At 73.0% G+C, this 23,899-nt stretch carries 19 protein-coding genes and 1 pseudogene; 10 read left to right on the top strand and 10 right to left on the bottom strand.

The features are described 5' to 3' along the window. Positions 1-17 precede the first annotated feature (17 nt). From ABNF97_RS11230 to ABNF97_RS11200, 7 genes are all read right to left on the bottom strand, one after another. Complete coding sequence (locus ABNF97_RS11230) at positions 18-1,286, bottom strand: MFS transporter (RefSeq protein ID WP_349338481.1); 1,269 nt, start codon at positions 1,284-1,286, stop codon at positions 18-20. Then, the gene (locus ABNF97_RS11225; RefSeq protein ID WP_349338480.1) at positions 1,283-1,945 is read right to left on the bottom strand and encodes an ArsR/SmtB family transcription factor; all 663 of its coding nucleotides are present in this window, start codon (positions 1,943-1,945) and stop codon (positions 1,283-1,285) included. Before ABNF97_RS11225 ends, ABNF97_RS11230 begins: the two co-directional genes overlap by 4 nt. Positions 1,946-2,178: 233 nt before the next feature. Then, positions 2,179-3,747 carry a hypothetical protein gene (locus ABNF97_RS11220; protein WP_130460320.1) on the bottom strand — a complete coding sequence of 523 codons (1,569 nt, stop codon included), beginning with the start codon at positions 3,745-3,747 and terminating at the stop codon, positions 2,179-2,181. A 170-nt stretch (positions 3,748-3,917) separates the two neighbouring features. Next, complete coding sequence (aspS, locus tag ABNF97_RS11215) at positions 3,918-5,744, bottom strand: aspartate--tRNA ligase (RefSeq protein WP_349338479.1); 1,827 nt, start codon at positions 5,742-5,744, stop codon at positions 3,918-3,920. 157 nt (positions 5,745-5,901) lie between these two features. Continuing rightward, positions 5,902-8,406, bottom strand: a complete 2,505-nt coding sequence (locus tag ABNF97_RS11210; RefSeq protein ID WP_130460322.1) for an FtsX-like permease family protein — start codon at positions 8,404-8,406, stop codon at positions 5,902-5,904. Continuing rightward, positions 8,403-9,125: an ATP-binding cassette domain-containing protein gene (locus ABNF97_RS11205; protein ID WP_130460323.1), complete on the bottom strand. Its 723-nt coding sequence runs from the start codon at positions 9,123-9,125 to the stop codon at positions 8,403-8,405. The genes ABNF97_RS11210 and ABNF97_RS11205 overlap by 4 nt, the downstream gene beginning before the upstream one ends. Further along, entirely contained in the window at positions 9,122-9,775 is a 654-nt protein-coding gene (locus ABNF97_RS11200; protein WP_130460324.1) for a helix-turn-helix transcriptional regulator, read from the bottom strand. Before ABNF97_RS11200 ends, ABNF97_RS11205 begins: the two co-directional genes overlap by 4 nt. Positions 9,776-9,859: 84 nt before the next feature. Here ABNF97_RS11200 and ABNF97_RS11195 point away from each other — a divergent pair, with 84 nt between their 5' ends. Then, positions 9,860-10,561, top strand: a complete 702-nt coding sequence (locus ABNF97_RS11195) for an alpha-ketoglutarate-dependent dioxygenase AlkB (RefSeq protein WP_130460325.1) — start codon at positions 9,860-9,862, stop codon at positions 10,559-10,561. A gap of 265 nt (positions 10,562-10,826) precedes the next feature. On the opposite strand, the gene ABNF97_RS11190 is transcribed toward ABNF97_RS11195, so the two are convergent. Continuing rightward, positions 10,827-11,354, bottom strand: a complete 528-nt coding sequence (locus tag ABNF97_RS11190) for a hypothetical protein (RefSeq protein WP_349338478.1) — start codon at positions 11,352-11,354, stop codon at positions 10,827-10,829. Between the two features lie 1,127 nt (positions 11,355-12,481). On the opposite strand from ABNF97_RS11190, the gene ABNF97_RS11185 reads away from it, so the two are divergent. The 3 genes from ABNF97_RS11185 to ABNF97_RS11175 all read left to right on the top strand — a co-directional run bounded on the left by ABNF97_RS11185 (position 12,482) and on the right by ABNF97_RS11175 (position 14,084). Then, on the top strand, positions 12,482-13,081 hold the full coding sequence (locus tag ABNF97_RS11185; RefSeq protein WP_349338477.1) for a hypothetical protein: 600 nt from the start codon (positions 12,482-12,484) through the stop codon (positions 13,079-13,081). Beyond that, a complete protein-coding gene (locus ABNF97_RS11180; protein ID WP_349338476.1) occupies positions 13,066-13,224 on the top strand; it encodes a hypothetical protein in 159 nt (52 codons plus the stop codon). Before ABNF97_RS11185 ends, ABNF97_RS11180 begins: the two co-directional genes overlap by 16 nt. 182 nt (positions 13,225-13,406) lie before the next feature. After that, positions 13,407-14,084: a DUF998 domain-containing protein gene (locus ABNF97_RS11175; protein ID WP_165436571.1), complete on the top strand. Its 678-nt coding sequence runs from the start codon at positions 13,407-13,409 to the stop codon at positions 14,082-14,084. 179 nt (positions 14,085-14,263) lie between these two features. Here the strand turns inward: ABNF97_RS11175 and ABNF97_RS11170 are convergent, their stop codons facing one another. Next, the gene (locus tag ABNF97_RS11170; protein ID WP_130460329.1) at positions 14,264-15,307 is read right to left on the bottom strand and encodes an alpha-lytic protease prodomain-containing protein; all 1,044 of its coding nucleotides are present in this window, start codon (positions 15,305-15,307) and stop codon (positions 14,264-14,266) included. 213 nt (positions 15,308-15,520) lie between these two features. Here ABNF97_RS11170 and ABNF97_RS11165 point away from each other — a divergent pair, with 213 nt between their 5' ends. Continuing rightward, positions 15,521-16,369, top strand: a complete 849-nt coding sequence (locus ABNF97_RS11165; protein ID WP_349338475.1) for a GDSL-type esterase/lipase family protein — start codon at positions 15,521-15,523, stop codon at positions 16,367-16,369. A 9-nt stretch (positions 16,370-16,378) separates the two neighbouring features. Here the strand turns inward: ABNF97_RS11165 and ABNF97_RS11160 are convergent, their stop codons facing one another. Continuing rightward, entirely contained in the window at positions 16,379-18,649 is a 2,271-nt protein-coding gene (locus ABNF97_RS11160) for a WD40 repeat domain-containing protein (protein WP_349338474.1), read from the bottom strand. Positions 18,650-19,103: 454 nt separating this feature from the next. On the opposite strand from ABNF97_RS11160, the gene ABNF97_RS11155 reads away from it, so the two are divergent. From ABNF97_RS11155 to ABNF97_RS11135, 5 genes and pseudogenes are all read left to right on the top strand, one after another. Then, on the top strand, positions 19,104-19,559 hold the full coding sequence (locus ABNF97_RS11155; protein WP_130460332.1) for a hypothetical protein: 456 nt from the start codon (positions 19,104-19,106) through the stop codon (positions 19,557-19,559). A gap of 55 nt (positions 19,560-19,614) precedes the next feature. Beyond that, positions 19,615-20,046 carry a DUF3995 domain-containing protein gene (locus ABNF97_RS11150; RefSeq protein ID WP_130460333.1) on the top strand — a complete coding sequence of 144 codons (432 nt, stop codon included), beginning with the start codon at positions 19,615-19,617 and terminating at the stop codon, positions 20,044-20,046. A 145-nt stretch (positions 20,047-20,191) separates the two neighbouring features. Next, positions 20,192-20,701, top strand: a pseudogene (locus tag ABNF97_RS11145) (PadR family transcriptional regulator); the annotation flags it as partial. Positions 20,702-20,856: 155 nt separating this feature from the next. Further along, complete coding sequence (locus ABNF97_RS11140; protein ID WP_349338473.1) at positions 20,857-21,549, top strand: ABC transporter ATP-binding protein; 693 nt, start codon at positions 20,857-20,859, stop codon at positions 21,547-21,549. Next, positions 21,546-23,888 carry an FtsX-like permease family protein gene (locus ABNF97_RS11135; protein ID WP_349338472.1) on the top strand — a complete coding sequence of 781 codons (2,343 nt, stop codon included), beginning with the start codon at positions 21,546-21,548 and terminating at the stop codon, positions 23,886-23,888. Before ABNF97_RS11140 ends, ABNF97_RS11135 begins: the two co-directional genes overlap by 4 nt. Positions 23,889-23,899 lie beyond the last annotated feature (11 nt).

Here is a 23,899-nt window from a genome sequence, read left to right as displayed (position 1 = left end):
ACCTCGGTGCCGGTCGGCTACCCGGTCGGCGCCAACTCGGCGGGCGGCACCGCGCGACGGGTCGCCCACCAGGCGGGCAGGTAGAGCGGGGCGGCGACGGCCAGCACGATCCCGCCGACCACCATCGCGGTGCTCACCGAGGTCGCCGCGGCCAGCGAGGTGAGCAGGACACCGCCGAGCGCGCCGGCCGGCTGGGCCACCATCGAGTTCAGCGAGATGACGCTGTTCCGGTACGGGCCGTCGACCTGGCGGTGCAGCAGTCCGGAGTGCAGCGGGTTGGACGCGCCGTGCACGGCGTAGCAGAGCAGGTAGGCGGCGATGATCCCGGCCGGCCCGGCCAGCAGCCCCATCCCGACGACAGTGGCCCCCTGGAGGATCCGGAGCAGCGCGGCGCTGATCGGCACCCCCAGCCACCGGCTCGCGTACACGATCAGCGCCGCACCGCCCGCCGAGGCGAGCCAGGCCACCGAGGCGGTCGGTCCGAGCAGGGCCGCCGCCCGGTCCGGGTCGCCGAGCACCTCGGCGAGCCGGAGCGGCAGCAACACCTCGAAGGTGACCATCCCGAAGCCCCAGAACAGCTCCACCGCGATCAGCGCGAGCACGATCCGGGAGCGGCGGACCAGCCCGAGTGCGCCGCCGATCACCCGCGGCACCGCCCGGAGCGAGGTGCGCAGCGCGACGACACCGGCGGCTGGGCGCACCTCCACCATGAGCAGGAGCAGGGCGGCCAGGCCGACGACCTCCAGGACGATCGACACCAGCACCGGCAGGCTGAGCGCGCTGACCGTGCCGACCGGACCGAGCGCGACGAGGCCGCCGCTGAGCAGCGCGCCCGCGCCGATGCCGACACCGAGCACGACTCCGCCGGCGCTGAGTCCGCGCTCGATCGGCGCGTCCGGATCGGCGGCCAGGGCGGCGTCGACGTACCAGGATTCGAGCGGGCCGCTGTCCAGGGCCCGGAAGATCCCCTGGAGTACGAAGGCCAGGAGGAACAGTCCGAAGGAGTCTGCCGTCAGCAGGAGCAGCAGTGATCCGAGGTTGACCAGCCCGGCCACCACCAGCAGGGGTTTGCGGCCCAGCGCGTCGGCGAGCCCGGCGGTCGGCAGTTCCAGCGCGAGCACCAGCAGTCCCTGGGCCGCGGCGACGAACCCGAGCTGGGGAAGGCTGAGCCCGCGTTCCAACAGCAGCAGCATGAGCACGGGGATCAGCAGCCCGGAGGGCAGCCAGCGCAGCCCGTGCAGGATCAGGTAACGTCGCCGGACCTGCCTGCCGGTAAGGGTGGTCACGACCGTTCTCCCCTCTCGTCGACTCCCCCGGCCAGGGGAATCCGCCCGCGTACCGGAAAGCTGTGCAGGTAGAGCAGGACCTGCTCGGTGCCGTCCTCCGGCGCGGCCGGGTCCGTGCCGTCGACCGCCGGTACGGCGTGCCGGTAGCGGTCCACCACCGCGTGCAGTTCGTCGGTGAGCTGCCGCAACTGCGCCGGGGTCAGCCGGAGCAGCACGTCGGAGAAGGTCGCCGCGTCATGCCACTCGGCCGGGTAGTCGTGCTGCTCGGTCACCCAGCGCTCGGTCAGGTCGGCGTGCAGCCGTACCGCGTGCCGGTGCAGCCAGTCGGACGCGGCCAGCGCGTCCGGGTCGCCGGCGAAGTCGCTCCGGCGCCAACTGCTGAACTGGTGCATGGCCCGCCACCAGCGCTGCCGTCCGGACGCCCGGTCCGGCTCCTCCACCACCAGGCCGGCGTCGGCGAGCTGCCGCAGGTGATAGCTGGTGGCGCCGGTGTTGGTGCCGAGCGCCTGGGCCAGCCGGGTCGCGGTGGCCGGGCCGTCCGAGCGGAGCGCGATCAGCAGTCGGGCGCGCAGCGGGTGGGCCAGCACGCGGATCTGCGCGCTGTCCAGCGCCACCACCGAGGCCGGCGGTTCGGCGGAGGGCGAGGCATCAGGTTCCATAGATGCACAATAACTGTGCACAGATTCTGTGCACAATAGTTGTGCACAGAATCTGTGCACGATCTTGAGACCTCTGCGCAGAGGTGGTCCGACAGCGCGGGGATCTCAGGGGGTGGTCCGGCGACCGGGAGAGGTCAGCGCTGACAGACGTACCGGCCGGGTCCGTGGACCCGGCCGGTACGTCGTCGCTGGCACCGCCCCCGCCGCCCGCCGGGAGGGCATGTCGCCTCCGGTCAGCCGCCCGGGAACGAGTCCGGGTCGACCTCGCTGGTCTGTGCGTTGCCACCCGCGACCGGAGTCAACGTGATCGTCCAGATCGTGTACTGGGAGGAGGTGGTGGTGAACTTGAAGGTGTCCTCGAACCGTTGGAAGTTGCAGCTCCGGCTGAACCCCTTGGCCCGGGCGTCCCAGTCCTTGCCACCGGTCATGTAGATCCGGTACGTGCCGTCCTTGATCGACGAGACGGTGTGCTTGCCCTTGGCCCGGACGTAGACGCTGACCGTCGGGGTCTTGGCGCTGCCCAGCACCAGGTTGATGACCGCGTCGCTGCTGCCACCGTTTTCGATCTTGAGCTTCCCCTGGCCGCTGCGCACCCGCTTGATGTATGCGCCGTTGCTCAACCGCCGGTTGGTGTCGGAGGTCTTCTTCGGCACGAACTTGCCGACCTCGAACGGCTGTGCCGGGTCCGCCGCCGCCAGCGCCTGCTGCGCCGTGCGTACGTCCTCGGCGGCCGGATCCCGGCTGACCCGGGCCAACGCCGACGAGCCGAGGCAGACCTCGCCGGCCCCGGCGGCCGAGCCGGTCTCGGTGATCGAGTCGACCATGCCCTCCAACCCGCGCAGCAGGTCGGCGTGCGCCGTCGCGGCGTTCTCCGGCGGCACGACGGCGGACAGCGTGGTGATCTGCTGGTCGAGTGCCCGCCCGATGGCGCCGGCGGCGGTGCCGATCGCCTTGGGGCTCTTGGCCGCGCCGAGCTGGGTGAAGCCCGGCGTCAACGCCTTGTCGACCTCGGCCAGTAGCGCCTGGTACTCCTGTGCGCTGACCGGCGCGGCGCTCGGCGAGGGCTCCCCGCCCTGGCCGGCGGCGGTCCGGTCCGAGGGCGAGCCCCCGTCGTCACGGTTGCCGGCCCAGATCAGCAGCGGCACCGCCAGCGCGACCAGCAGGACCACCGCGACGGCGCCGCCGACGATGGCGATGATCTTGCCGCGTCCGGACTTGGCGGGCGGCGGCGGAAACGCACCGAACTGCGGCGGTCCACCGAACTGCGGCGGTCCACCGAACTGCGGCCCGGGCGGGTTGGCCCCGAAGGGCGCGGTCGGCGGACCCGACACCGGCGGCGGCGCCCCGAACGGCGGAGCCGACATCGGCGGCTGCGCCCCGAACGGGGTGGTCGGCGGACCGGACACCGGCGGGGTGCCGTAGGGAGCGGTCGGCGCGGCCGGAGGGCCCGCGCCGAACGGCGTGGTGGGCGGGGCGGAGACCGGCGGTGACCCGAACGGGGTGGTCGGCGGGGCCGACGTCACCGGACCGGGCATGCCGGAGGGTGCCGTTCCGAAGCTCGCGGGGACCGCACCGCCTCCGCCCGGCACGATCCGGACCTGGACGTACGCGTCCCGGGGCGGTCCACCGGGCACGGTCGCCGGGCCGATGCCGGGCAGCCGCAGCATGCTGCCGTCGCTGAGCCCGGCCGGAATCCGCAAGGGGGTGCTCTGGCCCGACCAGGGCAGGACGACGGTCTTGACGACCTCGGACCCCACCTCGCTCGGGTCCAAGTCGATGATCAGATCAGGGTTGGGCGCCATGGACCGAGTATGAGCATCCGAAGCAAGTCGATTGCCCCCACCCCCGGTCGTCGGCGGATCGCCGCGCGACCCCCGCCGAGCGGGTCGCCCGGGAGCAGCGGCCCGGCGAACCATGGCAGGCGATACCGCCGGGACGCCTTACGGCGTTCCGGCGGCATCGGCTCGGATCCTCAGGAGGGCTCGACCGGGGCTGCCACCCCGGCGGTGCCGCCGTGCGACGGTGCCGCCGGCTTCGGCTTGGCATCGATGCCCGCCTCGGCCCGCTGCTGGGCCGTGATCGGGGTTGGGGCGCTGGTCAGCGGATCGAACCCACCCCGGGTCTTCGGGAAGGCGATCACCTCGCGGATCGAGTCGGCCCCGGAGAGCAGCATGCAGACCCGGTCCCAGCCGAACGCGATCCCGCCGTGCGGCGGCGGCCCGTACTTGAACGCCTCCAACAGGAAGCCGAACTTGTCCGCCGCGTCCTCCGGGCTGATGCCGAGCAGGTCGAAAACCCGGCGCTGTACGTCGGCCCGGTGGATACGGATCGATCCACCACCGATCTCGTTGCCGTTGCAGACGATGTCGTACGCGTACGCCAGCGCCCGGTCCGGTGCCTCCTCGAACCGGTCCACCCAGTCGGCGTTCGGCGAGGTGAACGGATGGTGCACGGCGGTCCAACCGCCCGCACCGCCACCGTCGGAGTCCGAGGCCGGCTCGAACATCGGCGCGTCGACCACCCAGCAGAACGCCCAGGCGCTCTCGTCGACCAGTCCGGCCCGCCTGGCGATCTCGGCCCGGGCCGCACCCAGCAACTCCTGCGCCTCCCGCCGCTGCGCGCTGGCGGCGAAGAAGACCGCGTCGCCCGGCTTCGCCCCGACCGCGTCGGCCAGCCCGGTCAGGTGCTCGGCCGACAGGTTCTTCGCCACCGGCCCCCGGGCCTCGCCGGACTCGGCGTCCAGCACCACGTACGCCAGGCCACGGGCGCCGCGCGCCTTCGCCCAGTCCTGCCAGCCGTCCAGCTCCTTGCGGCTCTGCCCGGCACCACCCGGCATCACCACCGCGCCGACGTAGCCACCGGCGTCGATCGCCCCGGCGAAGACCCGGAAGGCGGTCCCCCGCAGGTAGTCGGTCAGCTCGGTCAGCTCGACCCCGTAGCGCAGGTCGGGCTTGTCGGAGCCGTACCGGTCCATGGCGTCGTGCCAGGTGATCCGGGGAATCGGCCGGCTGATCTCGTGCCCGGCCAGCTCCCGCCAGAGCGTGGCGACGATCTCCTCGCCGAGGTCGATCACGTCGTCCTGGGTGACGAACGACATCTCGATGTCGAGCTGGGTGAACTCCGGCTGCCGGTCGGCCCGGAAGTCCTCGTCCCGGTAGCAGCGGGCGATCTGGTAGTAGCGCTCCATCCCGCCGACCATCAGCAGCTGCTTGAACAGCTGTGGGGACTGCGGCAGGGCATACCAGGTGCCGGGCTGGAGGCGTACCGGCACCAGGAAGTCGCGGGCGCCCTCCGGCGTCGACCGGGTCAGGGTCGGCGTCTCGATCTCCAGGAAGTCGCGGGCGTGCAGCACGCCCCGGGCGAGCTGGTTGGCCGCCGAGCGCAGCCGCATCGCCCGGGCCGGGCCGCTGCGTCGCAGGTCCAGGTAGCGGTACTTGAGGCGTACGTCGTCGCCGGCCTCCACCTGGTCGTCCACCGGCAGCGGCAGCGGCGCCGCCTCGGAGAGGATCTCCAGCTGGTTGACCGTCACCTCGATCTCCCCGGTGGCCAGCTCGGGGTTGTCGTTGCCCTCGGGGCGGCGGGTCACCTCGCCGGTCACCCGCACACAGAACTCGTTGCGCAGCGCGTGCGCCGACTCCATCCCCTCCCGGAAGACCACCTGCACGACGCCGGAGGCGTCCCGCAGGTCGACGAAGATGACCCCGCCGTGGTCCCGCCGGCGGGCGACCCAGCCGGCGAGGGTCACCGTGCGGCCGGCGTCGCTCGCGCGCAGGGTGCCGGCGTCATGGGTACGGATCACGACAGGTGTCTCCTCACGTCTGTCCGGGCGGTCCGGGCTGCTGCCCCGACATTCTGTCAGGACGGCCCGGACCGCCCGGCGCCCCTCCCGGTCAGCCGGCTGGTCGGCCAGCGGCGTGCCGGAGGCCGGCTGGTCGGCACACGGTCGCGCCCGCCGGTTACTCCAGCCGCCGGAGCGGTATCGCCCGGGTCCGGGTGAAGGCACCGGCCAGCACCGTCGCCAGGACCGGTGGCAGCAGCGCGAGGAGCAGCAGATAGAGCCAGGGCGTACGCCAGTGTGCCGAGGTGTTGAACGCGACGTACCCGGCGGCCGGGCCGAGACCGGCGAGCAGGCCGAGCGGTGCGCCGAGCCCGGCCACCACGGCAGCCTGGGCGGCCACGATCCGGCGGCGTACCCGAGGGCCGGCCCCGACCGCGGTCATCGTAGCCAGGTCGTCGCGCAACTCGGCGCCGGTCAGCCCGACCGCGACCCCGGTCGCCACCACGGTGACCACCGCGCTGACCGCCGCCAGCACCCAGAACATGGTCCTGGTCTCGGTCGGGCCGCGCTGCGGCCGGGCCGGCTCGACCACGATCGGGGCCGCCGGCAGCGGGATGGCGGCGAGCTGGGCCCGCAGCAGCACCGTGGTCGCGGCGGCGACCTCGTCCGGCCGGGGCGTCCGGGTGGTGTCCACCAGCAGCCGCCCCGGTGTCACGGTGAGCCCGAGCCGCTGCGCGGTCTCCTCGGCGAGGACCATCGCGGGCAGGTCCCGGAAGTACTCGCCGGAGACCGCCACCACCACCGGCACGGTCACCGGTGCGGACTCGCCGATCGCGACAGTGGCCCGCCCGTCGACGGCGAGGGTGTCGTTGAACAGCACCGCCGCGCCGTCGCGCAGCGCGGCGACCTCGGCTGCGGTCGGCTCCCGGCCGGTGACCGCCCGGATCGTCTCGGCACCGCCGACCGCGATCGCCAACTGGTCGCCGGCCGGGCCGGAGTGCTGGGCCGGATCCCAGGACGGTGGGACCAGCACCGCGCCTGGCGACAGCTTCGGGTCGGTGCCGATCCGCAGCGCGACCGCGTCCCGGGCCGGCAGTGCGGCGGCGAGGCGCTGGATCCCGGCCGGGCCGAGCGCACTCGCCGCCTCGGCGGGGAGCAGGATCTGCCCGTCCCGGGCCTGCCGCCACACCTCCGCCGCGTCGCTCCGGGCCGCGCCGACCAGCCCCAGCGCGACACTGCCGGCAACCGCCGCGCTGACCGCCGCGACCGCCGCCCCGGTACGCAGCCGGTGCCGGGCCGAGTGCCGAAGCGCCAACCGGGCCGAGACCGGCAGCCCGGCCGCGAGCCACCCGACGACCCGGACCAGCGCGGGCGTGCCGGCGACGACCCCGAGCAACAGCAGGATCCCGCCGAGGGCGATGAGTTCTGCGCGGCCGTCCGGATGCGCCGACCAGAGCAGGATCGCCACGCCGGCCACCAGCAGCACCAGACCCGCCACCAGCCAGCCCAGATCGGTCCGGGACCGGTCCCGGTGGCCGCCGAGCGTGGCCCGGACCGGCCCCCGGGCGGCGGAGCGGGCCGGGAGGTACGCGGCGGCGAGCCCGATCAGCACGGTCAGCGCCGCGACCCCGGCGACCGACCCCAGCGGCACACTCAGACCCAGCACCGGATGGTCCGAGACCCGTTCGACGATCGGCTGGGCCAGGATGACGGTGCCGACTCCGGCCAGCGCGGCGATCCCGGCCGCGACGGAACCGTGCAGCAGCCCGCCGGCCAGCACGATCCGGCCGACCTGGCGCGGGCTGGCTCCGGCCGCGGCGACCAGGCCAAGCTCCCTGCGCTGCCGCCGGGCGCCGACCAGGAACGCCGCGCCGACCAACAGTGCCACCTGGGCGGCCACGAAGCTGACCACCAGGGTCGTGGCGGCGGCCTGGGTAGCCCGATACTGCGCGCTCGGCGCCAGGGTGGACCGGTCCCGCAGGCTGTACTCGATGCCGGCCGGCTCCGGTGCACCGTCCGGCCCGGTCACCGCGCGCCTCCCGGGTGGTGGCCCGGACCAGCTGGCGCCGGCCGGCAGGCCGACCAGCAGCGCCTGGGCGGGCCCGGTCGAGAGCGCCGCCTCGGCCGGTACGACCAACGCCGGCAGCCGCAACGACCGGCTGAGGTCGACGATCCCGACGACGGTCAACTCGCGCAGCGGCATCCCGGCACGAATCGGGTCGCCGACCGTGAGTCCGAGTTGGTCGGCGAGGGTCTGGCTCACCGCCACCTCGGCGGCGCCCCGGGGCACCGCCCCGGCCCGGACGACGTACCGGCCCTGGTTGAGCGGGTCGGTCAGGTCCGTCGCCTCGTACTCGAAACTGGCGAGCCCGTCGCCGGGGGTGGCGACGATCGTACGGCCGGTGGTGTGCGGGGCGGTGTGGCTGCCCGGCGGCAGGGTGCCGGCCAGCTTGGCGAGGTCGTCCGGAGCCGCGCTGATGATCAGGTCGGTGGCGCCCATCGTGAAGGTGGCGTCCCGGTCGACGGTGCCGAGGTTGGCCCAGGCGACCGTCAGCACCGTGGCCGCGTACGCCGGCAGGAGGAGCATCAACAGGATCAGCGCCGAGCGGCCGGGATGGCGCCGGGACGTGCGGCGGGCGATCCGCAACGCGGTACGCCACGAGCCGACGAACTCGCCGGTCATGCGTGCCCGCCGAGGAGCTGTGCTGCGGTGGTTCGGGGTCCGGTGGAGTCGACCAGCCGGCCGTCGCGAAGGAATATGGTGCGGTCGGCCCAGCCGGCGTACCTGGGCTCGTGCGTGACCATCACCCCGGCGGCGCCCGCGTCGACCTGGGTCCGGAGTACGCGCAGCACCGCCTCGCCGGTCGCCGAGTCCAGCGCGCCGGTCGGCTCGTCGGCGAGGACGAGTCGACGCTGCCCGATCAGTGCCCGGGCGATCGCGATCCGCTGCTGCTGCCCGCCGGAGAGCTGGTCGGGGAAGCGGTGGGCGAGTTCGTCCAGGCCGACCCGGGCCAGGGCGGCGAGTGCCTCGCGGCGGGCCGCCCGGGGGCGTACCCCGGCGAGTTCCCGGGGCAGCGCGACGTTCTCGGCGGCGGTCAGGTCGGTGACCAGATTGTAGTTCTGGAAGACGTAGCCGATCCGGTCCCGGCGCAGCCGGGCCAGCGCGGTCGGGGCCAGGTCGGCGAGGCTGGCGCCCTCGACCTCGACGCTGCCCCGGGTGGGGGTGTCGAGCCCGCCGGCCAGGGCGAGCAGTGTGGACTTGCCGGAGCCGGATGGCCCCATCACGGCGACCAGCTCTCCGGCTGCCACCTCGAAGCTGACCCCGGCCAGGGCGTGCACCTCGGTCTCGCCGGAGTGGTAGGTCCGGCTCACCTGGTCGAACCGCAGCACAAGGTCGCTCATCGCACCGGCTCCGTCTCGTCGGCTCCGGCCGGCTGGTGGGCCGCAGATGGCTGACGGACTGTGGTCGGCTGATGGACTGCGGATGGCTGGTCGGCCGCCGAGCTGGCCGGGCGAGCGGTGTGGCGGCGCCGGCGGAGCACGGTGGCTTCGACGTGGTCGAGCCAGCGCAGCTCGCTTTCCAACGCGAAGACCAGGTGGTCGAGCAGGAGCAGCCAGGCGAGGTCGTCGCCGTCCTGGTCGGCGGTGCGGCGCAGGTCGGTGACGTCCCGCATCTGCCGCATCGACTCGGTGCGCTGGGTCTGCACGACGGCGGCCACGTCGACGTCCGGGGTGGTCGCCGCCAGGGCGAGTTTGATGGCCAGCTCGCTGCGCGGCCGGTCGGTGTCGGTGACCGGGGTGGCGAACCACTCGGCCAGGGCCACGCGACCGTGCTCGGTGATGGCGTAGACGGTCCGCCCGTCGTCGTTGGCCCCGGCGGCGGCGACCAGGCCATCCCGGTCCAGCCGGTCGAGGGTGGTGTAGAGCTGACCGACGTTGAGCGCCCAGGTGCCGCCGGTGCGGGCGTCGAACTCAGTCCTGAGCTGGTAGCCGTATTTGGGTCCGTCGGCGAAGAGGGCGAGCAGCCCCCAGCGCACCGCGTTTCGCTGCATGAGCAGGAACCTTACTCGATAAGTAGTTACTGAGTAAATAAGAGGGTGATCGTACGTGCGTTCGACAGTGGCTACGATGGCCGGATGAGAGCCGGCGCCTACCAGCCCTCGATGCTGGACCTCGCCACCGACGACGGGATCGCCGGGGACGGTGCCGCCCTCGGCCCGCTCGCCGGGGCGCTGCGCCGGCACGAGCTGGGCTCCGGCGCCTGGGTCGACCACCTGCCCGGCTGGGTCAGCGGCTCCGACGCGGTGCTGCGTACCCTGCTCGACGAGGTCGACTGGCAGGCCGAACGCCGCCGGATGTACGACGATGTCGTCGATGTCCCCCGCCTGCTCCGCTGGTATGCCGGCACCGAGCCACTCCCCCACCCGCTGCTGACCGCAGCCCGCGATGAGCTGTCCCGGCACTACGTCGCCGAGTTGGGCGAGCCGTTCGTCACCGCCGGGATGTGCCTCTATCGCGACGGACGGGACAGCGTCGCCTGGCACGGCGACACCCACGGCCGCTCGGCCCGGGAAGACACCATGGTCGCGATCGTCTCGTTCGGCTCACCCCGACCGCTGCTGCTGCGCCCGCGCGGCAGCGCGCCGAACCGGGCCGAAGCCGGCCGAGACAGCGGCCGAGGCGGCGGGGCGTCGAGCCTGCGCTTCCCGCTCGGGCACGGCGACCTGGTGGTGATGGGCGGCTCCTGCCAACGCACCTGGGAACACGCCGTGCCGAAGACGACGCGGGCGGTCGGCCCCCGGGTCAGCGTCCAGTTCCGCCCGACCGGCGTCGCCTGAGCGGCAGCCCAGGATTCACCTCGACCCTTATCCGGAAACTGCCGCCTGGCGCTCCGATCCTGAATCGCCGAGCAGCCGTCCACCGGACGCCCCCGCCCGTCTGAACTGCTATCCGAGGGCCACCCACGCCTTCCTGAGTACCCCCGGCCTGGTGCCGGCCGCCCGACCCGCGCGCCGGGAGATCCTCGCCTTCCTCCGCGGTCACCTGCATCCAAGCTCGCGAGGGTGACCAGCACGACGCCGCGGGCCCGGACCGACCGCTCGGTCAATCCGTCGGCAGCGAGTCCACCGCAGCCGCGAGCAGATCGCGGAGGTCCTGTTCGGCACCGGACGGAAAGGTCTCCGGCTTGACCAATTGGTACGCGACGTGGACCTCGAAGTCGGCGCCGACCCACGCCCACCCGTCGAATCGCGCCTCCCCGTCCTGGTAGGGCTTGACGACGAAGCAGGAGTGATCCCCCGGCCCGTCCTTCGTCGGCTCGCCGCCGATCCTGGCGCACCGCTCCGCCCGCCACGCCTCGTCGTAGCTTTCGGTGCCGTCCATCGCGACAGTGATGCCGATGTCGCCGCGCATCCCGCCGGTGCCGGAGGTCAGGTCCACGGCGCAGCGCCGGGTGCCGCTGAACTCACTCAGCTGGGACGAAGGCATCGATGTGGAGCCGGGAGCGAGTCGGGCCAGCATGTCGTCGGTGATCAGCTCACACGGGTCCCGCAGTTCCGATGGGGGCGCCGGCGCCTTCGGCCCGCCGCAGCCGACCAGCCCGACCACAAGCATCCCGACGAGCAGCGTCATACGGGCACCCGTACGCATCAACAAACTTTCCACCATCGATCGTGTGCCGCAAGCTGGGCCTGCCCGACGCACTGGTCGAGCGCGGCGTAGATGTTACCGCTGCCGTCCCGGACGACGCTCGCCTGGCTGGATCCGAGCCAGCCCGCCAACCGGCCCACCCGACAGGCGCGGGCCGTCCCGATAAGGGGGACATCCGGAAGTCGTTGACTCCGCCATGATGCGCCTGACGTTGCGGAGGTCGGCCTTCGGCCGGCAGATCGAACGCGAGCGACAGACCAACCACGAAATGGATTGAACCTGGAGAGTGAGTAATGCGATGTGAGATCTGCGGTACGCCACTCGACAGGCCCGGTCAGGGTCACGCCTGCGGGACCGGGGCGGCGGCACCCCTGGTGGGAAACGATTCGTGATCACCTGAGCGGTGCTCGCCGGCCCGGGAACGGCCGGCTCGACCGCCTCGGCACCAGGGATCGCCGGAATGCCACAGGTGGTCGAGGACTCCCGGGCGACTTCAGGGTGCCGGAAGCCGCCCGGAGGTCGGTCCAGGCGACACGATCCGCTGGCCGGTAGCCCAGCCGTACCCGGAACGGTCGGGTCAGCCGGTCCAGCGGCGTGCCCTCGCACCCCACCGCGCGGCGGCCACCAGTAGCGCGCCGAGCGCCATGGCCAGCCCTCCGATCAGGGGTCGAGCCTGCGACCCCACTGACGAGGTGACGGCCGTCGAGGATTCTCTCGTCCGCCGGTATTGACCTTGGTTATCGGCGACGATATGTTTCTCCGCGCCGGAGCAGAAATGCCGCTCCGGACGCTGACACGGGGGTTTCAGTGGTGCGCGACGTGCCACGTCGCCTCCTTCTGGCTACCCTCCGTCAATTGACGCTGCCCGAATGGGACGCGCAGGAAGGTGGTCGAATGATTTCCACTACCGGCACATCTGGCGACCGGGAAAATGGCGAGCATCCCACAGCCGACGCTCAACCGGCGGCCGGACCTGGTCCCGGCGATCTCTGCTCGGGCTCGCCGGCGCGGGGGCGGCGGGCCTGGTCCTCGGCGGCGGCGCCGTACCGGCACACGCCGGCGGCACGTCGCCGGTGAATTGCGCAGAGTCGTTTCCGACCGATCTGGTGGTGCCCTTCCACGGGGATCTCGTCTCCCGCATCGAACTCTGGGACCAACCGACCTATTATCTCGGCAACACTTTCACCGGGGCATACGACGCAGCGTTCTACCACCGGGTCGAGTACTTTCTGGAGGATTGGTATTACCTCCTCCCCGACCATTGGCGCAACCCCATGAGAATCAACGTCCTCGGGGTGCACGTCGACAAGGCGAACAGCTGGCACATGTACGGCCGGGCCATCGACTTCGCCTCGATCAGCATGCTCGACTCGAACGGCGGGAACCGGTTCACCGCCTTCGAGTGCGCGGTCGACACCTGGGGTACCAAGCGGGACTTCAACATCGACCGCCGCCGCTACTGGGCCGCCGTCGCGGCGATCAACTACCGGTCGGCCGACGTGCTGCACTACCTGTACAACGCCGAGCACCGCAACCACGTACACATGGACAACGGGCGGTCGGGAACGGCGACCACCACCACCTTCAACTCCGGCTCTCCGGTGCTGGTGAAGACCGTCCAGGCGTGCCTGACCTACATCTGGGCATCTCCGTCACGATCGACGGCATCTGGGGGCCGCAGACCGACGGCGGGGTGCGCACCGACCTGACCCGGGTCGGCCTGACCGGGACGATCACCACCGCCGCCAACTGGAAGGCGTTCCTGCACAACAGCACCTGGTACGGCACCCGGAACGGCTACAGCTCGAGCATCCCCCCGGCCCCGACCACCCGGCCGAACAAGCCGCTGTAGGCAGCGGTCGCCGGAGCCAATCGGGCGACCGATCGGGGTGACCCGCGTGGATGGCGGGTCGGCGAGCGGCCGACCCGCCATCCCGACCGCGCCCGGTTGGACCGGCTGCCGTTGCCCTGGCCGGCCGGCGCCGCGCGCCCCCGGTTTCGATACGCGCGATCGGATCCGCCTGATCACGTATCGTGACGGCATGCCTGCGGTGCCCTGGTGGGCCGTGCTCTCGGCAATGGCGCTGCCCGGCCTGCTGGTCATCGGCTGGAGTACCGCAGCCGCCCGAATACGACCCGTGGGCCGACACCATCAGCGCGCTCTCCTCGTACGGCCCTCTCGACCGGGTGATCCTGGTCGGTCTGCTCGCCGGGCTCGGCGTGGCCCACCTGGTCACCGCGATCGGACTGCGGCCGGTCCGTCCACTCGCCCGGCTGGTGTACGCGGCCGGCGGCCTGGCGACCGTCGTCGTGGCGGCGGTCCCGAAGGTCGACTCCGACACCCCGCCGGCACACGGGGTCGCCGCCGTGATCGGGTTCGTCGGGCTCGCCGTCTGGCCGGCCGTGGCCGTACTGCCGCTGCCGCACCGGGCAGCGCCGATCCGGCACTGGCCCGAGCCACCCGGCATGGTCCGGGACCGGCCCTGGGTGCTGCGCCCCGGCGTCGGCTGCTCCGCCACGGTGTTGATGCTCGGCTTCGGGCTCTGGCTGGCGACGCAGCTGACCGACGACGGGTCGGCCGGGCTGGCCGAGCGGTTCACCGCCGCTTCGGAGGCGCTGTGGCCGCTGGTGGTGACGCTTGCCCTGTTCCGGCACGACAGCCGACCCGCCGCACACCCGCAACGGCGGGCGACCCGCCGCCACCCGCAATAGCCGTTGACCGACGCCATCCGCACGGCCGGCGGCCCGTCCGGGCCGGACCCCCGAGCGCGCCGATCGGCGTGACCGGGCCGGACCCTGGAGTGCGCCGATCGGCGTGACCGGGCCGGTGGGTGCCGGAGTGTTCCGGCGGCCCATCGGTCCCGATCACGCCGATCGGGGTTGCTGTCGGCTCAGTAGATGCTCACGCCGTACGCGTTGAGCGCCTCGACGACCGGCTGGAAGTAGGTGGTCCCGCCGATGCTGCAGTTGCCGCTGCCGCCGGAGGTCAGCCCGAGCGCGGTGTTGCCGGCGAAGAGCGGGCCGCCGCTGTCGCCCGGCTGGGCGCAGACGGTGGTCCGGATCAGGCCGGAGACGGTGCCGCTGCCCTGGTAGGTGACGGTGGCGTTGAGCGCGGTCACCCGGCCGCTGCGCACCCCGGTGGTGCTGCCGCTGCGCTGCACCGACTGGTTGACGGTCGGGTTGGCCGCACCGGTGATGTCCCGGTAGCCGCCGTAGAGGTAGACGTCACCCGGCTGCTGGGCGATACCGCTGGCGTACCGGACGATGCCGTAGTCGTTGCCGGGGAAGCTGCTGCCGGCCCGGGTGCCGATCACCGAGCCGCCCGAGCTGGCCGACCAGTTCGCCCCGGCGTTGGTGCAGTGCCCGGCGGTGAGGAAGTAGTAGGTGCTGCCGCTGCGGACGTTGAAGCCCAGCGAGCACCGGCTGCGGCTGGTGTAGATCGCCTGGCCGCCGGAGATGGTGGTGCTCAGCGTGCCGGGGATCGACTGGATCCGGACGGCGCCGCCGAAGCGGGCGATGACGGCCTTGATCCTGGCAAGCTTGGCGCCGGTGACCGTGCTGTCCACCTCGACCGCGACCTGGTTGGTGACCGGGTCGACATACCACGCGGTGCCCGGGATCCTGGCCGACCGGTCCAACTCGGCGGTGACCCGGGCCAGTTCGGCGGAGCCGCGGGTCACGACCCTGGGGGTCGCCCCGGCGGCCCGGACCTGACGGGCCGCCGCCTCGTCGGTCACGGTGACGACCATCTTGCCGTCGTCGTCCAGGTAGGTGCCGGCGGACCGGGCGCCGAGCCGCTCGGAGAGCGCGGTCGCGGCCTCGGGCGTGGCGACCGGGGCGGCCTGCGCGGGCACACCGATCAGCATCCCGGCGACGAGGGATCCGGCCGCGGACGCGATCGCGACAAGGCGGATCGAAGACCTTGTGGGTCGCATGTGGAGCCTCCCATGGGGGGTTTGGAGGTGTCTGCGCCGAGTCGGCACATCCGATATGAGTATTCAGACATCTAAGATCATGAACAAGATGTCTAACATATCGCCTGCAACGGGGCGTACGCCTTATGGCCGCCTCCGTTGTAGAGCGTCAGAACGGTCTATATGATTCGCCCACCTCAGTCGGCTCAGGCAACCGCGATCCGGAGGCCGCCCATGTCCGCTCCCCGCCGTACCCGCACCCTGCTGTCCGCTCTCTCCGCCGCCGCCGTACTCGTCACCTCGGTCGGGCTCGTCGCCAGCCCTGCGCACGCCGACCCCGGTCCACCACCCGCCTCGATGGCCAGCCTCGGTGACTCGATCACCCGGGGCTTCAACGCCTGCGGGTGGTACGTCGACTGCCCGTCCCGCTCGTTCAGCACCGGCGACGACTCCGGGGTGAACAGCCACTACCTGCGCATCCGTGCGGTGAACCCGGCGATCGGGGGTCGCAACCACAACGACGGGCGCTCCGGCGCCAAGTCCGCCGACATGGCCGGCCAGGCCGACATCGCCGTCTCCCAGGGCGTCGGCTACGTGACGATGCTGATCGGCGCCAACGACGCCTGCACCAGCTCCGAGTCGAGCATGACCCCGGTGAGCACCTTCCGGAGCAACATCGACGCCGCGCTGGGCCGGCTCCGCGCCGGGCTGCCCAACGCCCGGGTGTTCGTGATCAGCATCCCCGACATCCAGCGGCTCTGGTCGGTCGGCCGGGGCAGCCTCGCCGCCCGTACCGCGTGGTCGCTCTTCGGCATCTGCCAGTCGATGCTGGCCAGCCCGACCTCCAACGCCCAGGCTGACGCGGACCGGCGCGCCCGGGTACGGCAACGGGTGGTCGACTACAACAACCAGCTCGCCCAGGCCTGCGCCATGTACGGCTCGAACTGCCTGTTCGACGGCAACGCGGTCTTCAACTACCCGTTCACGCTGGGCCAGTTGTCCGGCTGGGACTACTTCCACCCCAACACGTCCGGGCAGCGGGCACTGGCCGAGATCTCCTACGACGCCGGATTCGGCTGGTAACGGGGGGACCTATCCGACCCGGTCGGGCGGGGGGCGGTAGCCGACGAGCCCGTCCCCCGCCGCCACCACCAGCAGTCCGGGCAGCGCCACCAGACAGGTCACCGGGGCACCCACCTCGATCGCCCGGCCCGGCGTTCCCGGCTCGCCGACGGGCTGCCACCGCAGCACGCTCCCGTCTGCCGCCACCAACCAGCTGGTCCGGCCGCCCCGGACCAGGGCCAGCGACCGTACCGGCCGGGTGGCGGTCAGCACGACGACCGGCTCGGGCGGCAGCCCGTCGACCACCGGTGCCGGGTCGGCGGGCTCGCCACCCGCCGCGGGTTCGCCACCCGCCCCCGCCGGGCCGCCGCCGGTCCCGGGCTGCCCGTCGCCGAGGGCCCGGTTCGACCCGAGCAGGTCCGTGACGTCGGCGCAGCGGACCTGCCCGTTCCGGCCGGCCCCGAACACCAGGGCACGCCCGTGGACGGTCGCGGTCAGCACGGCGTACGCGGCACCGCCGTGACCGTCCAGCACCGTCCACCCGGAAGACCCCCGGGCGGCGAGGTCCCCGAGCCGTGCGAGGTCCCCGAGCCGTGCGAGGTCCCAGAGTCGTACGGTGTCGTCCTCGGCGGCGGTCGCCGCGACCGGCACCCCGGCCAGCTCGCCGACCGCCAGCCCCCGGATCCGACCGGAGTGCCCGGTCACCGGTCCGGCCAGTCGGCCGGTCCCGAGGTCGGCCCGCAGCAGCGCGGCCCCCTCCGCCACCAGCAGCATCCGGCGGCCGTCGAACAGCGCCGTGGCGAGCGGCCCGACCGTCGGGGCACCACCGGCCGGACCGGTCGGCTCCCACGGCTCCGCACCGGGACGACCCGCCCGGTTCCGGCCGACCGGCACCGTGCCGATCCGTTCGCCGGTGCCCGGGTCCCAGAGCTCGACGTCGTCCGGCCGGACGTCGGCCAGCAGCGGGTACGTCCCCGGCACCAGTCTCACCCCGCCCGGAATCCCGTCGGCCGGCAACTCGACCTCCAACCCGGTCGCGGGCTCGAACCCTCGGACCCGGTTACCGGACAACGACCCGAACAGCACCGGCCGGTCCGCCGACCCGCCGACCGCGAGACACTGCCCGGGAACGCCCAGCGGATCAGCGTCGGCCCGAGCACCGGGCGGAGGGTCACGCCGGAACGGGTACGGCCGGTCGGGGTCCCAGACCCAGACCAAGCCGGCGCCGTCCCCGGTGACCAGCATCGGGCGCCCGCCCATCTCGATCGAGATCGTCCGGGTCGGCGCCGCCTCGTACGGATAACGGAAAGCCTCGCCCAGTTGCCGGCCCGTCTCCGGCAGCCAGGCCCGTACGGTCGCGTCGTCGCCGCTCCACAGCACCGTACGCTCGCCGAGCCGGCCGGCCAGCACGGAGTTGACCTGGCCGGTGTGCCCGGTGAACGCCGGCCCCAGCGGTCGCCCGTCGCGCAGATCCCAGGCCCGGGCCACCCGGCCGGCGGCGCCGAGCAGGATCGGCCGGCCGTGCCAGTCCGCGAACCCCAGCACGGCCACCAGCCCGGCGGACTCGAAGCCGCACTCGCCGAGCGACTGGACCCGGACACCGTCCTCGCCGAGCGGCTGGACCCGGACACCCTCCTCGCCGGCCGGCGCGAACTCCAGCCGCCACAGCGACACCCGGCCGGTACCGGTGCCGGCCGCCACTACGGCAGCCTCGCCCGCCCCGGTCGTCGCCAGCACGCTGATCCGCTCGCTCCCGGTCCGGAACGTGCGCAGTCGGGCACCCCGGTCGACGCCGAGCGACCAGATCTCCAGGTGCGGCGATCCGCTGGTCAGCACCGCGAACGGGCGACCGGCCAGGGTGACGGTCGCCAGGGACCGCACGTCGCCGCACCACTGCCGCCAGCGGGACCGACCACTGTCGAGGTCGCTCACCTCCAGGTAGCCGGCGCCGGCACCCGAGACGACCAGCTGCTCGCCGTCGATCCGGGTAACCGCGGACGCCCGCGCGTGGGCCCGTTCGTCCACCGCGCCGACCAGCACACCATCGGGCAGGTCGAGCACCACCCGGGCGCCGGCATAGCTGGTGACCAGTGCGCGGGGCCTGCCGGTCCGGTCGTCGGTGAAGCCGACCAACGCGGCGACCCAGGCCGGCACCGGCTGGTACGGCCCGGTGCGCGCCGGCAGCGGTCGAGGTCGCCGACCGGGCGGACCCCAGGTCCAGCGCGGTAGACCGGACCAGGCCGGTTCGGCGGCGGAGCGCTTCGGCGTACGCCGGCCCGTCCCGTCGGTGATCAGTGGCATGCCGTCCCGGGATGCCGCCCGTCCACGGCTCTGGCGGGCAGAGAACGCGGGAAACACGATTGGACTATCCCTCTGGCGAATTGGTCGGTACCGGATCGGGGCAGCGGAATCGGATCGGATCGGATCGGCGGAATCGACCGGCGAATCGACCGGAATGAACGACGCGGAAATGATCTGACGCGTCATGCATCGACGATCATTGACCGCATCCTAGTCCGGATCGAACACTCCGCCGGACCCGCGAAAGGAGCGGCATGCCCGACACTGGTGACATACCCGACACGTTCCGGACCTACCGGGTATCCGTCAGGCGCGGAGGCCCGAGCCGCCCGCCGCCAGGCACGCGCCCCGCACCCCGAGTCACGCCACCCGACCCCGCCTCCCCCGCGCGGGGGAGTGGCCCTCCCCTGTGAGCGTTGCTGTCCCAGCCCGCACAGCGGCTACCGTCGCGATCATGACTGATGCTGCTCGCCCGCGTCGCTGGCCGGCGTACACCATCGCTTTACTGTTTCTCGGATACGCCGCCGGGAAGGCTGCCTTCGCCATGGAGTCCCGGCTCGGCTTTCCGGGTGGTCCGCCTGTCTCGGCCGAGGAGACCGTGCGCTACTTCATGGACCCGGCCGTCGCGCAGTGGAGCGCCACCGCCACCGGCCTGCTGGGCGCGGGCCTCGCCCTCGCCACGGTCACGCCGCTGGCTCGGAGGGTGCCGAGAATGCTGATGCTGCTGGTACTGGCCGCCATGCTGCTCGCCGTCGGCGGCGGCGCCGGGATCATGGCAGTGGACGGCTTCATCGGCCTCGGGATCGGCTGGCAGTGGTACCACGGGGTGGTCGGGACGGTCGTGATCGGGCTGCTCCTGGCGATGATCCACTCCTACGTGACGTCGACGCGGCGCCGTGTCGCGGGCTGAACGGGGACACCTCGGCGCGTACGGAGCGGCGGTGTGTGCGGCCGCGTACGGATCGATGAAGTTCGCGCAGGCGCTGGGGGCCGAGGCGCTCGCCGACAAGGATCCCCTTCCCCCGGAGATGCGCGAACGGCTGCTGTCACGTGATCCGCTGTTCGTGGCGAGCCACTGGGTGCTGGCCGCTGCCGCCGTGGTTGGCATCATCGTTGCGCTGGCAGCGGTTCGCCCCTGGGGAGCGGCCGTTCCGCGTCGGCTGGTGCTCACGATCGCGTGGGTGCTGGGCCTTTTCATGATCGCCCGGGCGATCGGGGTGCTCGGGTTCGGTTTCGTGGGCGACACGTTGTTGCTGGCTGGGGTCCGTCCGCCGCCCGCCGAGCACGCCGCCCTGGCCCGTGACCTGGCGCGCTGGGATCTGCTGCTGTGGTCGCCCTTCTTCCTGCTGTGGGGGACCTGCTGGATGCTGACGGGATGGACGCTGCCACAGCGGTGAACCGCTGAGGTCTGTGGTCCGGTTCGGACCTGATCGATCACCCGCGGCGCTGTCCACCTGCCGACCGACCCGTCCCCGGATGCGCGGCGACACTACACACCCCGGCTATACACTTCGTGTATACGCGTGGTGTAGAGTCCGCCGCATGTCGATCGGACAGACTTTCCTGGGCCTCCTCGAAGCCAGCCCCCGGCACGGCTACGAACTGAAACGGGTCTACGACGAACGGTTCGGCCAGGCCCGCCCGCTGCACTACGGGCAGGTCTACTCGACCCTGGCCCGGCTGCTGAAAAGCGGCCTGGTCTCGGTCGACGGGGTGGAGCCCGGCGCCGGGCCGGAGCGGAAGCGCTACGCGATCACCGCAGCCGGGGTCACCGACGTACAACGCTGGCTGACCCGACCGGAGAAACCTGACGTCTACCTGCAGAACACCCTCTACACCAAGGTCGTGCTCGGGCTGCTCACCGGCCGCGACGCCGCCGACATCCTGGACGTGCAGCGCGCCGAGCACCTGCGCCTGATGCGTACCCTGACCCGACGCAAGGCCGACGGCGACCTCGCCGACCAGCTCATCTGCGACTTCGCGCTCTTCCACCTGGAGGCCGACCTGCGGTGGCTGGAGCTGACCGCCGCCCGCCTCGACCAACTGGCCGCCACGCTCCCCGCCGGCACACCGGCCGGCCCGACCGCACCGCACGGCGATCCGGCGGCATCCCAGAACCACCCGACGGCAGCACAGAGTCACCCGACGGCAACACACGACGACCCGACGGCACCGCACAGCGTCCCGACGCGACGCGAGGTAACGGCATGAACACCGAGGAACAGCCGCTGCTCGCCGCGGTCGAGCTGCACAAGGCGTACGGGGCGACCCCGGCGCTGGCCGGGGCGAGCCTGGCGATCCGGGCCGGCGAGGTGGTGGCCGTGATGGGCCCCTCCGGCTCCGGCAAGTCGACCCTGCTGCACTGCCTGGCCGGGATCGTCCCGCCGGACGCCGGTACGGTGCGGTACCGCGACCGGGAACTCTCCGCGATGTCGGATGCCGAGCGCAGCGCGCTGCGCCGCAGCGAGTTCGGCTTCGTGTTCCAGTTCGGACAACTGGTGCCCGAGCTGACCTGCCTGGAGAACGTCGCACTGCCGCTGCGGCTGTCCGGGATACGCCGCCGCGAGGCCGAGCGCCGGGCGGCGGACTGGCTGGCCCGGTTGGAGGTCGGCGACGTGGCCGGTAAGCGCCCCGGCGAGGTCTCCGGCGGGCAGGGTCAGCGGGTCGCGGTGGCCCGGGCCCTGGTCACCGCCCCCCGGGTCGTCTTCGCCGACGAGCCGACCGGCGCGCTGGACTCGCTCGCCGGCGAGCAGGTGATGCGGCTGCTCACCGCGGCGGCCCGGGAGGCCGGCGCCGCCGTCATGCTGGTCACGCACGAACCACGGGTCGCCGCGTACGCCGACCGGGAGGTCGTGGTGCGCGACGGCCGTACCCGCGAGACCGTGCTGGCGGACCGATGAGCCGGCACCGCGCCACCGGGTGGGTTGCGGACCTCGCCCTCGGCGCCCGGCTGGTCTTCGCAGGTGGCCGCAACGGGCTGCTGCGTACCCTGATGACCGCCGTCGCGGTGGGTCTCGGGGTGGCCCTGCTGCTGACCAGCACCTCCGTCTCCACCATGCTGGACGGCCGGTCGGAGCGGAACGCCGCCCGCGACGACCAGTTCCTGGGTGCCGCCCAGCCGCCGCCCGGCGAGCGGACCCTCCTCGTCACGGCCTCCGACACGGTCTACCGCGACGAGGTGATCCGGGGTCGCCTGCTCCAGCCCGACGGCGCGCACCCGCCGGTTCCACCCGGGCTGACCCGGCTGCCCGGCCCCGGCGAGTTGGTGGTCTCCCCCGCGCTGGCCGACCTGCTCCACTCGCCGGACGGAGCGCTGCTCCGGCCCCGGCTGGATCACCCGATCGTCGGCACCATCGCCGACGAGGGCCTCTCCGGCCCCAACGAGTACGCCTACTACCTCGGCACCGCCCGGCTCCGGGCCGGCGGCGGCACGCTGCGGATCGACCACTTCGGATCGACACCGAGCGGCGAGGGTCTCGACCCCGTACTGACGCTGCTCGTCCTGATCATCTTCGTGGTACTGCTGCTGCCGATCGCGGTCTTCGTCGCCGCCGCCGTACGCTTCGGCGGCGAGGCCCGGGACCGGCGGCTGGCCGCGCTCCGGCTGGTCGGCGCGGACGCGGTGACAACCCGCCGGGTCGCGGCCGGGGAGGCGCTGGTCGGCGCCCTCCTCGGGCTGCTCGCCGGCGCGGCCTTCTTCCTGCTGGGCCGGCAACTGGTCGAGCTGGTCACGCTGGAGGGGATCAGTGTCTTCGCCGGGGACGTCCGGCCCCACCCGGCGCTGGCCGCGCTGATCGTGCTGGCGGTGCCGGCCGTCGCCGTCGCGGTCGCACAGCTCGCCCTGCGCCGGATCGTGGTCGAACCGCTCGGCGTGGTACGCCGGTCCGGCAGTCGCCGGCGCCGGCTCTGGTGGCGGTTGGCCCTGCCGGTGGTCGGCGCCGCACTGCTCGCCCCGCTGCACGGCGGGATCGACCAGACCGGTGGCCCGGTCAACCAGGCCCGGGTGATCACCGGGGTGACGCTGTTGTTGATCGGGGTCACCGCGCTGCTGCCCTGGCTGGTCGAGGCCGTGGTCGGCCGGCTGCGCGGCGGCAGCGTCTCCTGGCAGCTCGCGATCCGCCGGCTGCAACTCGACAGCGAGTCCTCGGCCCGGATGGTGAGCGGGGTGGCGGTCGCGGTGGCCGGCGGGATCGCCCTGCAGATGCTCTTCGCGGGTGTCCAGGGCGTCTACGTCCGCAACACCGGCCAGGACGTCAGCCGGGCGCAGACGATGGTGCTGATCCGCGACGACCTCCCCGGGGTCGACGCCGACTCGCTGGCCGAGCGGTTCCGGGCCGTGCCGGGGGTCGAGGGGGCGGTCGGCGTCCTGGACACCGCCGTCTCGCCGGTCGGTTCGGTGCCGGACGAGTACGGCCAGCGGCCCGGCACCCTGCTGCGGATCGCCAACTGCGCGGCGCTGCGCGAACTCGCCACCCCGGACCGCTGCGTGGACGGCGACGTCTTCCAGATCATCGACGAGCAGTCCCCGGACCCGGCCGGCCTGCCGGCCCCCGGCCAGGCGGTGGAGGTCGGCTTCCGCCACCCGGAGACCACCACCCGGTGGACCGTTCCGACCAGTCTGCGGGCCGTGCCCGGCCGGACCGACCCGGCCGGCAACCAGTTCGCCGGCCTGCTCGCCACTCCGGGTGCGCTCGACCCGGCCACGCTGCGCGGGGTCGGTGCCCGGGTCTACCTCAGCATGGACCTGTCCCGGCCCGACACCATCGAACTCGTCCGCAACGCGGCGGCCGAGTTCGGTCCGGCGGCCGAGGTGCAGACGCTGCGGGCCACCGAGGAGGCCAGCCGGTTCGCCCAGATCCGCCGCGGACTGTACGTCGGGGTGCTCGCCACTCTCCTGCTGCTCGGGGCCAGCCTGCTGGTCGGCATCCTGGAGCAGTTGCGGGAGCGACGCCGTTCCCTGGCCGTACTGGTCGCGTTCGGCACCCGGCGCGGCACGCTGAGCGCCTCGGTGTTCTGGCAGACCGCCGTGCCGGTGCTGCTCGGCCTCGCCCTGGCGATCGTGCTGGGTACGACGCTCGGCGGCATCCTGCTGACCCTGGTCCGCCAGCCGGTACGCCTCGACTGGCCGAGCATCGCCAGCATGTCCGGGATCGCGGGCGGCGTCGTGCTGCTGGTGACCGTTGGGAGTCTGCCGGTGCTGTGGCGGCTGCTCCGACCGAGCGGCCTCCGTACGGAGTGAGCGCTCCGCAC

Origin of the sequence: Plantactinospora sp. B6F1 (assembly GCF_040120695.1) — a bacterium.
GTDB lineage: Bacteria > Actinomycetota > Actinomycetes > Mycobacteriales > Micromonosporaceae > Plantactinospora.
Note: the sequence above shows the minus strand (reverse complement) of the source record. Positions and strands in the feature narration are given on the sequence as shown.